The sequence below is a fragment of the Ruegeria sp. genome, from assembly GCF_028066395.1.
Taxonomy (GTDB): Bacteria; Pseudomonadota; Alphaproteobacteria; order Rhodobacterales; family Rhodobacteraceae; genus Ruegeria.
In genome coordinates this window covers 1-13,543 of sequence record NZ_JALCBM010000004.1, presented here as the reverse complement: position 1 = coordinate 13,543, position 13,543 = coordinate 1, and the positions used below count along the sequence as shown (strand labels likewise).

Here is a 13,543-nt window from a genome sequence, read left to right as displayed (position 1 = left end):
TGATGACCAATCGCGACACGCAATATTACCTGCTGCTTAACGCAGGTCACTTTCTGGATCACTACATCATGCTGATCTTTGCCACCGTCGCGGCCCTGGCGCTGAGCGGCGGATGGCAGATGAGCTATGCCGAGTTGCTGCCCCTGGGCACCGCCGGGTTTGCAGCCTTTGCGATCTGCGCCCTGCCTGCCGGTTGGATGGCGGATCGTTGGGGGCGGGACCGGATGATGGTCGTGTTCTTTGCGGGTATCGGAGCGGCATCGGTCCTGACCGGTCTGGCGCGGACGCCATGGCAATTGGGGGCGGGGCTGTTTCTGATCGGCGTGTTCGCCTCGATCTACCACCCCGTTGGGCTGGCCATCGTGACCACGCGCTGGAACAAGACCGGCATGCGTCTGGCGGTGAATGGCGTCTGGGGCAATCTGGGCGTTGGTCTGGCAGCGCTTGTCACGGGCTTGCTGATCGATCTTGGCAACTGGCGCGCGGCCTTTGTCCTGCCGGGGGTCCTGTCGATGGCGCTGGCTTGGCCGTATTATCGGGTCACCAGCGATATCCGTGTGCAAGGCATCGCGCCCAAAGGCGGCACACAGCAAGCGCAATCCCAACCGGGCACCGGGTTTTGGCGAGTGATGTTCTGTGTCTTCCTGACCGCAGCCCTCGGCAGCGCCGTGTTCCAATCCACCACCGTCGCCCTGCCGGAAATCTTTGAAGAGCGGGTTTCGGATCTGGCCACCCACATCGCCGGGCAGTTGGGCGACACAGGCACACGCTCAGCCTCGGTCCTTGGCGCGCTGGCGTTTTCGGTCTTTGCTGCCGCGTCGCTGGCGCAACTGGTGACCGGCCAGATGCTTGACCGGATTGGCGCGCGCCCGACGCTGGTTCTGGTCAGCTTTTCACAGGTCGTGTTCTTCCTGCTGATGCCGGGCCTGAGCGGCTGGGCGGCTTACGGCGTGGCGCTGTGTTTCATGCTGGGCGTGTTCGGGCTGATCCCGATCAACGACTTTCTGATTGGCACCACGACCAGCCGTGAAAACCGCGCAAAAGCCATGGGTCTGCGGTATCTGGTGATTTTCCTCACCATGTCCGGTGTTTTGCCGATGATCGCATGGGTGCATGTGGCCTGGGGCTTTGACGGGTTGTTCCGGGTTCTTGCCGTCTTTGCCTTTGCCATTTTCCTGGGCGGGTTGATCCTGCTGCCCAAAACGCGCACCCGGATGGCCGGGGAAGTCCGTTAACCGCCGTTGACACCCTCCGCGCAAGACCAAACAAGGCGCAGGCGACGGATAATTGAGTTGCCATGCGGCCTGATTTCGAAAGAATGGGCAGACAGGGAACGATGGGACCGGAATGCTCAAACAAGTAAGAGACGCAGATATCCATCTGCTGAGAGTCTTTGTCGCGGTTGCGGAAAGCGGGGGGTTTGCGGCGGCGCAGAACCGGTTGAATGTCGCGGCCTCTACCATCAGCACGCAAATCTCAAACCTTGAAACGCGGCTGGGTTTCCGGCTGTGCGAGCGTGGCCGTTCGGGGTTTTCCCTGACCAATCAGGGCGAGATCGTGCTGACCTCGACCTATAAGCTATTGCAGAATTTAGGGGAATTCGTCAGCACGATTGAGGCGACACAGGATGATCTGGTCGGGTCAGTACGCATTCTGATGCTGGACAATATCCTGACCCATCCCGATTGCCGGGTTTACGCCGCCCTTTCTAAACTGCGCCGGGAAAACCCTCATCTGCAATTCGAGGTTCGGCAGATGGCGCCGGTTCGCATCGAAAACGCGCTGTTGAAACGCGAGGCAGAGATCGCCATCGGCTGGTTCAACTCAACCACTCCCAGCCTGCGATATGACGAGTTGTTCATTGAACGGCACCAGATCTATTGCGGCGCCACGCATCCGCTGGCCAGCAAGCTGCCGGATCGGGTGAAACCGCATGAGCTTGAACAGGCCGATTGGGTTCGGCGGGCCTATGAAATCCCCCGCACGATCCATTTTGCCAATCCGCCGGTGTCGACCGCCGTATCGCACTATATGGAGGGCGTCCTGCATTTCATTCTGGCAGGGAGCCATCTTGGATATCTGCCAACCCATCTGGCAGAGCGGTGGGTGGTCAAGGGCTCCATCCATGCGGTGTTGCCGGAAGAGTATCACTATACCACACCGATGCGTCTGGTTGTCCGGGACGACATGAAACATGATCCGCGGATCAAAACCGTGCGCAACGCGTTTTTGGCGGCGCATTCAATCGACAACAGCTAGGCAGGCCGGAACAGGCATTGTGACCAACCTGCGTTTGCTGGTCTGTGGTTTACATCAGCGGGAAGCCCATGGCGTCGACCAGCTTTAGCCAGGCTTTGCGCCAGCCACCTTTTTCATCCGCCGTGTCCAGTGCATAAAGCGTGATCTTTGAGCCGATCCACCGAAACGGCTCTGGCGGGATGGTGTTTGGCATGGTGCGGGCAAAGTCCAGCTTGAGTTCGGGCAGATCCTCGCCATCCAGCTTGGCCAGACCCACACGCGCGCCAAAACGGCTGGTGGATACGCCAAAGCCCGAATAGCCACCGGCCCAGACCATGTCGCCTTGCATGTATTCCTGAAAATGCACCGCCATCCGCGTGGTCAGCGCAATCGGACCCGACCATGCATGGGTGAACTTCACATCGTCCAGCTGCGGGAAGGCCCGGTGGAAAGCGCCTGCAAGACGGATATAGGGGTCCACGACGCGCTCGCCTGCCGGATCGGTATTGTTGGTGCCATCATAGTAATAGGTCAGGCGACCGCCAAAGGTCATCCGGTTGTCCTTGGTCCGGCGCAGATAGTTCATTTGCGTGCGCGTGTCATAGATACCCTGCCGGTTGGCCCAGCCGACGCGGTCCCATTGCTCATCCGTCAGCGGTTCCGTCGCGATGATGCGGTCCCGGATGCCGACGACACGGCGCTTGATGCGCGTGTCGCCGGCAGCAAACGCGTTGGTGCCCAACAGGATCTTTCTGGCTTTCACAGACCCGTCGTGAGTGGTGACTTTGAGGACACCGTTTTCGCGTTCGATATTTTCCATCGGGGTGAATTCATGCAGGCGAACACCCAGGCTCTGGGCTGCGCGTTTCAAACCCCATGCCAGCAGCGCCGGATGCACTGTGCCCGACAGTTCCTTGTTCCACAGCCCGGCAGAATAGATCGGCGACTTGATCTGTGTCCGAAGCTGTTCCTTGTCGAAGAATTCAGCGGTATGTCCGTATTTCTTATGCAACTCGTATTCTGTTTTGACATCGGCGACATTTTCGTCACCGACTGCAACCGTCAACTCGCCGGTGCGTTCGAAATGGGCGTCGATCTTGTGACGTTCCAGCGTGTCCAGCATGCCATGCAGGTTGTCCCGGCCCAGATCTTCAAGCTGGGCCAGATCGTCGGGAAACAGACGCTCGGCATTGTGCAATCCGTGCATTACCGAGGTCGACACGACACCGCCCGGACGGCCTGATGCGCCATAGGCCACCTTGCCCGCCTCGATCAGCATCACGTCCCGATCGGGGTTCGCCTCTTTCGCCAGAATGGCGGCCCAAAGGCCGGTAAAACCGCCGCCGATGATCAGCAGGTCCGCCGAAGTATGTCCAATCAACTGCGGCGCAACCTCGGGGGCGTTCGGATTGTCCAGCCACAGCGGGAAAAATGTGACATCTTTCAATGCTTCTGTGGAAAAACCCATTGTATCGCTCCCTTGTTTGCGAATGCCGACGGGCATCAACTGCCTGTTGGCCGGGATAGACCGATAAAACTGGGGGTAGGATTACGAACTGACGTTCTGTTGCTTCCACAAAAGTAGAAGTAAAGGAGCAATGGCCGTTCTGCCGTCTGTAAAGCACCTATTTACATCGAAGTATAACATCGCACACGGGTGATTTTTGCAAACCCCCATAGCGGTGATCCTGCGTCATACAAAGTAAGGCGCGAAGGGTCCAGTATGGCTGAGGCATTGTTGGAACAGGATCAGACGGTTTTTTCGGACGGCCAATGGCGTAACGGTCAGGAGGAAGGTCTGCTTGAGGTCAAGGACCCCTCGACAGGGCGCGTTCTTTCGCGGCTGAAGCCCGGCGCGGCGCAGGACGTCGCATTCGCCGCCGAGGCCGCCGCGCGCGCCTTCCCGGTCTGGAAACAAACGCCCAGCAGCACCCGTGCCGGTTACCTGCGCCGTTTTGCCAGCGGGTTGCGGGACCGCAAGGAATATCTGATGCGGGTCCAGATGCACAACAGCGGCAAACCTGCGGTTGAGGCGGAAATTGATGTCGAAGACGCGATTGCGACATTCGAGTATTACGCGACACTGGCCGACGATCTGGACGCCAATCAGGATGCCCGCGTCGCCCATGCCGGAAACACGCATTTCGGACTGGTCCGGCACGAGCCGGTAGGACCGGTGGGCATGATCGTGCCCTGGAACTTCCCTCTGGTCACCAGCGCGTGGAAGATTGCCCCTGCGCTGGCGGCGGGCTGCACGGCGGTGATGAAGACCTCGGAAATGACGCCGCTGAACGAGTTGGCCTATGGTGAAATCGCCGCCGAGATTGGCCTGCCCGCAGGCGTTCTGAACATCGTCACCGGTGCGGCCGAGGTCGGCATCGCCCTGACATCCGCGCCGCAACTCCGCAAGATTTCCTTCACCGGCTCGAACATGATCGGGGCAAAAGTGATGGAGGCCGTATCCGCCCGTTGCCTGCCTGTTTCGCTGGAACTGGGCGGCAAATCCCCGATGGTTGTCACGGCGGATGCCGATATCGATCAGGCGGTGTCCTGCATCATGGCTGGCATATTCTTCAATGCCGGTCAGATGTGTTCGGCCACGTCGCGCCTGATTGTGGAAAAGGCAATCGAACCCGCCCTGATCGAAGCTTTGGTGGAGAAGACCCGCGCGCTGAAGGTCGGCGCGCCGTTCGAGGCGGATGTCGAGATGGGTCCGATCACCACCGCCGCGCAATACGGCAAAGTGCTGGCGATGATCGGACAGGGCAAATCCGACGGGCTGGACCTGATCACCGGTGGCAAGGCCATCGACAGGGACGGCAACTTTATCCAGCCGACGATTTTCCGCAATGTCCCGTATGATCATATGCTGTGGCGGGACGAGATCTTTGGCCCGGTTCTGACCACCACGACGGTGGAGTCCGAAGAACAGGCCATCGCGGTTGCCAATGACACCAATTACGGTCTTGTCGGTTCGGTCACCAGCGGTGACTGGGATCGGGCCAAGCGTATCGCCGACCAGATCGAGGCGGGCCAGATCTGGATCAACACGCCGCAGATCGTCTACCCCGACAGCGCCTGGGGCGGCTTCAAGCAAAGCGGCATCGGACGCGAGCTCGGGCCGTGGGGCCTGTCGGGATATCAGGGCGTCAAACACATACTTTCTGAAACGTAACAAGTGGAAATCGGGTTGGCCGGACCAGCCCCGGCTAAACCGATGGAGGACTGACAATGGCCGATAACAGGAAACGCGCACGCAAGAAAAAGCTGAAAGGTCTAAGCGAGATTTTCAGCTTTCTGCGCAAAAACACGACACCGATCTATGTGGTGACCCCGACGCCCTACAGCCTGCTGGGTCTGGACCAGTGGGTCGGCGGGTTGGAGTTCATCAACTATTTCGACATCTTTGACGGTCGTCACCCCCGTGCTTTTGTGCCGACCAAGATCAATCACAGCGAATTCCAGTCGATGGAAGACGTGGCCAATTATCTGGTCTCGCACCCCCAGTTTCTGGAAAAATCGGCCGCTAAGCCGGGCGGCAAGGCCATCTTTGTCATGTTCGACGAAGAAACCGAACGGCTGTGCGGCGAAGCGGGCGTTGAGGTCGCGCTGGCCCCCGCCGTCTTGCGCGAACGACTGGACAGCAAGATCGTCACAACGCAGTTGGGGAATGAGGCCGGTGTGGCCTCGGCCCCCAATGTCATGGGTTATGCCGACAGCTATGAGGAACTGACCAAACTGGCCAACAGCGCCAATCTGGGCAAGGACCTGGTGGTTCAGACGCCTTATGGCGACAGTGGCCGGACCACGTTCTTCATCAAGTCCCGCAAGGATTGGGACAGATATTCAGCCAAGATCGTCGATCAGCAATTGAAGGTGATGAAACGGCTCAACCACTTGCCCGGCGCAGTCGAAGGCTGCGCGACGCGGCATGGCACTCTGGTCGGGCCGGTCATGACCGACATCACCGGCTTTACCGAGATCACCCCCTACAAGGGCGGCTGGTGCGGCAACGATGCCTCGCCGACACTGCTGCCGGATGGGGTGCCGGAGAAGGTGCGCGAGATGGTGAAGAAGTTTGGCGATCGTCTGTATAAGGAAGGCTACAAGGGCGTCTTCTGTCTGGACTTCCTGCTGGATACCGACACTGACGAGGTCTATCTGGGCGAATTGAACCCGCGCCTGTCGGGCGTGACCCCGCCGACGAACCTGATCACCTCGACCTATGGCGGCTGCCCGCTGTTCCTGTTCCATCTGCTGGAATATCTGGATGTCGACTATGAGATCGACGTGGCCGAGGTTCAGGCCCGCTGGAAGCACTACGACCACTGGACGCAGCTTGTTCTGAAACAGACCGAAGACAAGGTCGAGCTGATCACCGAAGCACCCCAATCCGGCATCTGGAAGCTGAACGAAGCCGGTGAGGCTGAATTCATGCGCCCCGGTCTCAACATCACCGCGCTGGGGGATGAGAATGAGGCCTTTTACCTGCGGGTCTATTCGGCGGGCGACTATTGCTATCACGGGGCCGATCTGGGTTGCTTGCTGGCTCGGGGGCGGATGCAGACGGACAAGCGCAACCTGACCAAGCGGGCCAAGCTGTGGAATGCCGGGATCAAGGCGCATTTCAAAAGCATCCCGATCCCACCCGCAGAAACGGTGTCGATTCCGGAAGATGTGTCTGACGGCAAGTGGTTCTGATCACCTGCCACGCCAAAGGAAAAGGGCTTGCGGAACGCACCGCAAGCCCTTTTTCGTTGATTTGCCCCGCATGACAGGGTCGTAAAACCGAAAGGGGCCCTCTGATCCAGAGAGCCCCGGCGCATGGATCATTTGATCTCACCCATGCAGAGGTATTTGACTTCGAGATAGTCCTCGGTGCCGTATTTCGACCCCTCGCGGCCCAGACCGGATTGCTTGATGCCACCGAACGGGGCCACCTCGGTCGAGATCAGGCCGGTGTTGATGCCAACCATGCCGCTTTCCAGTGCCTCGGCCACGCGCCAGACGCGGGCCAGATCGCGGCTGTAGAAATACGCGGCCAGACCAAATTCGCTGTCATTGGCCATCGCGATGACATCCGTCTCGTCCTCGAATTTGAACAGCGGCGCGACGGGGCCGAAGGTTTCGTCCTTGGCCACCACCATATCGCGGGTGACGCCGGTCAGGACAGTGGGTTCAAAGAACGTGCCGCCCAGTTCGGACCTCTTGCCGCCTTCGGCGATGGTCGCGCCTTTGGACGTTGCATCCGCGATGTGGCTTTCCACCTTGGCCACTGCCGCGTCGTTGATCAGCGGGCCGGTTGTAATGCCATCGGCAAACCCGTCGCCGAGTTTCAGTTCACGGGTCCGCTCGGCCAGTTTTGCCGCAAAGGCATCATAGACACCGGCCTGAACGTAGATGCGGTTGGCGCAGACACAGGTTTGGCCGTTGTTGCGGAACTTGGCGATCATGGCGCCCTCGACCGCCGCATCCACATCGGCATCGTCGAACACGATGAACGGCGCGTTGCCGCCCAGTTCCAGCGACATCTTCTTGATCGTGTCCGAGCACTGGCTCATCAGAATCTTGCCCACCCGGGTCGAGCCGGTGAAGGTGATCTTGGCAACCTTGGGATTGGCGCAAAGCTCTTTGCCCACGCCAGAGCTGTCCGAGGACGGGATCACGTTGAACACGCCTGCGGGGATACCCGCGCGCGCGCCCAGAACCGCCATGGCGAGGGCTGACAGCGGAGTCAGTTCCGCCGGGCGCGCCACAAAGGTACAGCCGACGGCCAAAGCAGGCGCGACCTTGCGTGCGATCATCGCGTTGGGGAAGTTCCACGGCGTGATCGAGCCGACAACGCCCACCGGCTGTTTGAGCACCACAATGCGCTTGTCGCGCTGGTGGCCGGGGATGATGTCGCCGTAGATGCGCTTGGCCTCTTCGCCGAACCATTCGATGAACGACGCGCCATACAGAATCTCGCCACGGGCCTCGGCCCAGGGTTTGCCCATTTCCGCCGTCAGGATCGTGGCCAGATCGTCGGCGTTTTCCACCATCAGATCGAACCATTTGCGCAGGATCGCTGCGCGTTCCTTGCCGGTCAGTTCCGTCCAGCCCGCCTTAGCGTCATAGGCCGCATCGATGGCCCGGCTGGTGTCGTTCACGTCAATATCCGCGACATTGGCGATCAGATCGCCCGTTGCCGGGTTGTAGACCGGGAATGTCCGACCGGTTTCAACCCAGCGCCCGTTCACATAGGCGCGCATTTCCAGCAGCGCGGGATCTTTCAGATCCAGCGCCGTGATCTTAGTCTTGTTGTCCAGCATCTCAGGCCCTCTTTACTGCATCGATCGAGGCTTCGAGAATATCCAGCGCCTCGGCAAAAATTTCGTCTTCAACGGTCAGCGGCGACAGGAAGCGGATCACGTTGCCGTAGACGCCACATGTCAGCAGAACCAGACCACGCGTCAGCGCCTCGGCCCGGATGGCGTTGGCCATTTCGGGGTTCGGGGCGCTGCCATCAGCGGTGTTGAGCTCGGCAGCGACCATCAAGCCCGGGCCGCGAATGTCGGCGATTTCAGGCGTGTGTTCGCGGATCGATTCCAGACGCTGTTTCAGGCGCGAGCCCAATTCGTTGGCGCGGGCGCACAGGTCCTCTTCCTCGATCACATCAAGCACCGCGTTGGCCGCAGCAATGCCCAGCGGGTTGCCGCCATAGGTGCCGCCCAGACCGCCCGGGGCGGCGGCATCCATCAGCTCGGCCTTGCCGGTGACGGCGGCCAGCGGCAAACCACCGGCCAGACCTTTGGCCATGGTGGTCAGATCGGCGGATACTTCATAGCCATCCATCGCAAACAGGTTGCCGGTCCGGGCAAAGCCGGTCTGAACCTCATCGGCGATCAGAAGGATGCCGTGCTCGTCACACAGCGCACGCAATCCGCGCATCAGATCGGCGGGCGCGGGATAGAAGCCACCTTCGCCCTGAACCGGCTCGATGATGATGGCCGCAACCCGTTCGGGGTCCAGATCGGCCTTGAACAATTTGGTCAGCGCACCCAGCGCGTCCGCCGTGTTGGTGCCGTGCAGCTCAACCGGGAAGGGTACGTGATAGGTATCGGGCATCATCGCGCCGAAGCCCTTCTTATAGGGCGCGACCTTGCCGGTCAGCGACATGCCCATGAAGGTCCGGCCATGGAAGCTACCGCCAAAGGCGATTATTGCCGGGCGGTTCGTCGCCGCGCGCGCGATCTTGACAGCGTTTTCAACGGCTTCGGCACCGGTTGTGACAAACACGGTCTTTTTCTCAAAGTCACCCGGCACCTTTTCGTTCAGACGCTCGGCCAGACGAATGTAGTTCTCATACGGCAGAACCTGATGGCAGGTATGGGTGAAATTCGCGGCCTGCTTCTGCACGGCCTCCATCACCTTGGGGTGGCAATGGCCGGTGTTGACCACGGCGATGCCCGCCGCGAAGTCGATGTAACGCTTGCCTTCAACGTCCCAGACTTCGGCGTTTTTCGCGCGCTCGACATAAACCTGAGTCTGCATGCCCACGCCTTGGGAAATTGCGGCGGTGCGGCGCTCGGCAATCTCGGCATTCAACATGTCATATCCTTTCGAAACAGGGCGGATTCTGCCCATGGGTTGAGATCGACCAAATTTAAGGTGTTTATGATTGGTAAAAAAGACTGTTTATTGCCTTCTGTAAGGCATTGATTTATCTGTATACACTCACTCAGTGTTTAGGATATTGAACTTGCCCAACACAGCATCCAATGATTTCGAGCTAGGTCAACGACTCAGGGCCGTGCGCGAGGCCGCCGGGCTGTCGCAGCGGGCGCTGGCCAAGCGGGCCGAGGTGACGAATTCGACGATTTCGCAGATCGAGGCGGGCAAGGTGAATCCTTCGGTCGCGGCGCTGAAACGCATCCTCGACGGCATTCCGGTGGCGATGTCCGATTTCTTTGCGTTCGAGCCCGAGCCGGAAAAGAAAATCTTCTATGCGGCAGAGGAACTGACCGAGATTGGCAAGGGCGGTGTGTCGCTCAAGCAGATCGGAACCAACCTGTATGGCCGGTCCATGATGATCTTGCAGGAAACCTATGAGATCGGCGCCGATACCGGGCGCAAACCCTATGAGCATGAGGCCGAGGAAGGCGGGGTCGTGATCTCGGGCCGGGTCGAGGTCACGGTTGGTACTCAGCGCAAAATTCTGGGGCCGGGCGATGCCTATTACTTTGACAGCCGCCAGCCGCACCGGTTCCGGCAGGTCGGGCCCGAGAAATGCGTGGTCATCAGCGCCTGCACGCCGCCGACCTTCTGATCCCCCGGACCCTTAACGCGCCTAACGTTCGCGGCGGGCCTTTTCCAGCGGGCCGAGATTGTCAAGATATTCCGACCGATACCCTTCTTCGTAGATCGGGAATCTGACCTTGGAATCGCGGAAGCTTTTCAGCGGCTGGCCCATGTTCAGAACGCCGCGCCGACGCTGGCGGCGCACCACGTCGAAATCGACCTCGATCGGGATCATCTCTTCCTGCACGCACCCGTCATGCAGGCAATACCCGCCGGGATCGAACACCTGGCTATAGCCATTGCCCCCGGCCAGCAGACCGTTGATGTGGAAGACATACATCTGGAACATCGCCGCCGAGGCCCGGGCGCAGGCAATATCCGAACTGCGGTCGATAAAGCTGGCGTTGACCGGGTTGATCAGCACCTCGGCCCCCATCGAGGCCAGCGTGCGGGTCACTTCGGGGAACCAGACATCATAGCAGATCGACAGACCGAAACGGCCCACGTCGGGTACGTCGAAGACACAGAATTCCTCGCCCGGTGTCACGCCTTCTTCGTAAGGTGTGAAGGGGAACATCTTGGCATAGCGGGTGACAATCTCACCCTGCGGATTGATGACGGGGGCGGTGTTGTAGATCTTGCCATCGCGGCTTTCGAAATAGGACCCCGGTTGCAGCCAGATGTTGTAATGCCTGGCCATCTCGCAGAATTCCTGCTCGATATCGCCACCGGCTGGCTGGGCCGAATGCAGCACGGGGCCATGGGCGGCCAGTTCGCTGAACAGAACCATCTCGACCCAGGGGTACATATGCATCAGGATGGCCAGACGCTTGCGCATCTCGGCCAGATTGTTGTGGGTGGTGATGTGCATCTGTATGCCCGCAATGGCAAACTTGGACATTCGGTGGCTCCCTATGGGTTACTGTTCGCTAAGAAGTGAGTGTGCCAGCAGGCGGCTGCCCGCATCGCTGTATTCAATCGTCGAGGCCGAGGGCTCAAAGCCACCGATCCGCCAGGTCCGCTCGTCGCCATCGCCCCAGATCATCGACATGGACAGTTCCAGCGGGCGATAGCTGGTGGAAAACACGGTGCCATAGCCCAGCCTGTAATGCCGCGAGAAAAAGGGCGGGTGCAGGAAAGCGTGCCGCAAGGATGCCTCGGTCGGCAATCCGGCCTGATAGCAGCGGGACAGGTGGCTGGCTCGCTCCAGTGTTGCGGAAATCCGGCCATGACGCGGCCATTCCACGCCCAGCTGATGGTTGGTGGCCCAACTGGTGCGATTGATCATCGCCCGCCGGTCCGGCGCCAGAAACGCGGTTGCCGCCGCGCCCGAGGCGTCGGTCATCGTCACGTTATAGGACATATGGCAGGGGATCAGCCGCAGTGCGTCGATGGCGTCCTGCACATCGGTACAGGTTTCCAGCACATAGCGCATGATCAGCGGGATACCGAACCCGCGCCCGGTCACCAGCCGTCCCCCAAAGCTCAGCGAGATTGCCAGCCCGTTTTCGTTGATCCCGTCTGACAGGCCCGCCATGCCCTCGACCATGCCCATCACCGCCTTGCCGCGCCAGTTGCTGAGAAGCAGGGTCGCCTCGCTCAGTTCCGGATCAAGATCGTAGTTGCGGATCAGGAAGGGCCCCGCCTGATCGACCGAAGCCGCCTGTGTACAGCTGACCAGATAGCGCGGCGGGCACCAGAAGGTCAGGAATTCGCGCAGTTCCGGGTCGTCCGGCAAGAACCCGGCCAGCGTGTCGATCAGCCGCTCCATCTCGGGCATGTGACGGCGTATGGCCCGCATGGCTTCGGCCTCGGACCGGGCGGTTGTTGCGCCGCGGGCCAGATACCATTGCCGCCATTCGCCCCAGGATCGCCCGAGAATCTGTTGCCATTGCACGCCGGGGCGGTCTTCGCGGACAGCCTGAAACACCCGGGTCACGCGGTAAGCGCCTTGGGTTGCTTGCAGATTTTCCGACTCGGGTGACAGCATTTTACGGCTCGGTTTGTGGGTGCATTCTACATTATGAAGCATAGTGTTGTGCATTCAAGCAGAAATCACTACATTATGATCCATAGTGGTGAACCTATGTCCAAATTTCCACGCGGGATCACCGCGCCAGATCAGGAGAGTGACAGAATGAAGAAAAAGCCTGCAACGCTTCCGCGGGGTTATCGCACCTGTACCGCATCGCTGGCCGTGGCCGATGTACCGGCGGCGCTGGCCTTTTATCAAACCGCTTTCGGGGCCGAGATACGCACATGCGATTCCGATCAGCAGCCGGGCTTCGCCTCGATCAAGATCGGCACCTCGATGCTGTTTGTCACCGCTGGTTGGTCCGCTTACGGGCATCAGCCCGCAGGTTTCGGGGCGGCCTCGCCGGTTGCCCATCACATGTATGTCGAAGATGTGGACGCCGTGCTTGAGGCCGCGACAGCGGCAGGGGCCACTGTCATTTCGGCTGCCGAAGACACCTATTGGGGCGAGCGCTGTGCCACGGTTGCGGACCCGTTCGGCCATCTGTGGACGCTGGCGACCCGGTTGGAGAATCTGACCTCTGAGGCGATCGAGGAACGTCGCAACGCGTGGCTGGGCCTGTCTCAGGATGATCCTGCCGGTGCGGCTCTGGACGCGGCAGCGGCGGCGGATTAAGTTCCGGACTTGCTGCACAGGCAAAACGGTCACTGCATTACGGAAAGGGCACGTGTCGGATACGACTGTATCAACCATGGAAGAAACACCTTTCCCAACCTTCACAATCCGCCAGAACGACTTGCCGGGACTGCTGATGGAACAGCGGCTGGGGGATTACCCGGTTGCTGTTCGTACACCCCGGCAACTGGTCAGCGGCGGCTTTGCCAACCACTCGGCCCACCCCAACACCTGGACCGTCTATTTTCTGGTGGACGGTCAATGGGCGCTGGTCGAATCCGCCCGTGGTTTGCGGCGCGAATGGTCCAGCCTTGACCGGTTGGAGAAATGGCTGCGCAGCCAGGGCTTTCGCTTTTTCTGGGTGCGCAACGACAT

At 60.1% G+C, this 13,543-nt stretch carries 12 protein-coding genes; 7 read left to right on the top strand and 5 right to left on the bottom strand.

Annotated elements, in window-relative coordinates:
* Window positions 1-2: 2 nt before the first annotated feature.
* Together MPJ51_RS02180 and MPJ51_RS02175 are read left to right on the top strand one after the other, a co-directional pair.
* Window positions 3-1,235, top strand: a complete 1,233-nt coding sequence (locus MPJ51_RS02180; RefSeq protein WP_298381346.1) for an MFS transporter — start codon at window positions 3-5, stop codon at window positions 1,233-1,235.
* A gap of 112 nt (window positions 1,236-1,347) precedes the next feature.
* On the top strand, window positions 1,348-2,259 hold the full coding sequence (locus MPJ51_RS02175) for a LysR family transcriptional regulator (RefSeq protein WP_298381345.1): 912 nt from the start codon (window positions 1,348-1,350) through the stop codon (window positions 2,257-2,259).
* Between the two features lie 49 nt (window positions 2,260-2,308).
* On the opposite strand, the gene MPJ51_RS02170 is transcribed toward MPJ51_RS02175, so the two are convergent.
* Window positions 2,309-3,706 (bottom strand): FAD-dependent oxidoreductase, encoded by a 1,398-nt coding sequence (locus tag MPJ51_RS02170; protein WP_298381344.1) that lies wholly within the window; start codon window positions 3,704-3,706, stop codon window positions 2,309-2,311.
* Window positions 3,707-3,961: 255 nt separating this feature from the next.
* Between MPJ51_RS02170 and MPJ51_RS02165 the strand changes: the two genes are divergently transcribed.
* Window positions 3,962-5,413: an aldehyde dehydrogenase family protein gene (locus MPJ51_RS02165; protein WP_298381343.1), complete on the top strand. Its 1,452-nt coding sequence runs from the start codon at window positions 3,962-3,964 to the stop codon at window positions 5,411-5,413.
* 56 nt (window positions 5,414-5,469) lie between these two features.
* The gene (locus MPJ51_RS02160; RefSeq protein WP_298381342.1) at window positions 5,470-6,939 is read left to right on the top strand and encodes a biotin carboxylase; all 1,470 of its coding nucleotides are present in this window, start codon (window positions 5,470-5,472) and stop codon (window positions 6,937-6,939) included.
* Between the two features lie 128 nt (window positions 6,940-7,067).
* On the opposite strand, the gene MPJ51_RS02155 is transcribed toward MPJ51_RS02160, so the two are convergent.
* Window positions 7,068-8,549: an NAD-dependent succinate-semialdehyde dehydrogenase gene (locus MPJ51_RS02155; RefSeq protein ID WP_298381341.1), complete on the bottom strand. Its 1,482-nt coding sequence runs from the start codon at window positions 8,547-8,549 to the stop codon at window positions 7,068-7,070.
* A gap of 1 nt (window position 8,550) precedes the next feature.
* Window positions 8,551-9,828, bottom strand: a complete 1,278-nt coding sequence (locus tag MPJ51_RS02150; RefSeq protein ID WP_298381340.1) for a 4-aminobutyrate--2-oxoglutarate transaminase — start codon at window positions 9,826-9,828, stop codon at window positions 8,551-8,553.
* 151 nt (window positions 9,829-9,979) lie between these two features.
* Here MPJ51_RS02150 and MPJ51_RS02145 point away from each other — a divergent pair, with 151 nt between their 5' ends.
* Window positions 9,980-10,546 (top strand): cupin domain-containing protein, encoded by a 567-nt coding sequence (locus MPJ51_RS02145; RefSeq protein WP_298381339.1) that lies wholly within the window; start codon window positions 9,980-9,982, stop codon window positions 10,544-10,546.
* A gap of 21 nt (window positions 10,547-10,567) precedes the next feature.
* On the opposite strand, the gene MPJ51_RS02140 is transcribed toward MPJ51_RS02145, so the two are convergent.
* A complete protein-coding gene (locus MPJ51_RS02140; RefSeq protein WP_298381338.1) occupies window positions 10,568-11,419 on the bottom strand; it encodes a carbon-nitrogen hydrolase family protein in 852 nt (283 codons plus the stop codon).
* Window positions 11,420-11,437: 18 nt separating this feature from the next.
* Complete coding sequence (locus tag MPJ51_RS02135; RefSeq protein WP_298381337.1) at window positions 11,438-12,508, bottom strand: C45 family peptidase; 1,071 nt, start codon at window positions 12,506-12,508, stop codon at window positions 11,438-11,440.
* A gap of 147 nt (window positions 12,509-12,655) precedes the next feature.
* Between MPJ51_RS02135 and MPJ51_RS02130 the strand changes: the two genes are divergently transcribed.
* Both MPJ51_RS02130 and MPJ51_RS02125 read left to right on the top strand, forming a co-directional pair.
* Window positions 12,656-13,168, top strand: a complete 513-nt coding sequence (locus MPJ51_RS02130) for a VOC family protein (RefSeq protein ID WP_298381336.1) — start codon at window positions 12,656-12,658, stop codon at window positions 13,166-13,168.
* Between the two features lie 52 nt (window positions 13,169-13,220).
* A partial coding sequence (locus MPJ51_RS02125; RefSeq protein ID WP_298381335.1) for a hypothetical protein occupies window positions 13,221-13,543 on the top strand: 323 nt, incomplete at its 3' end.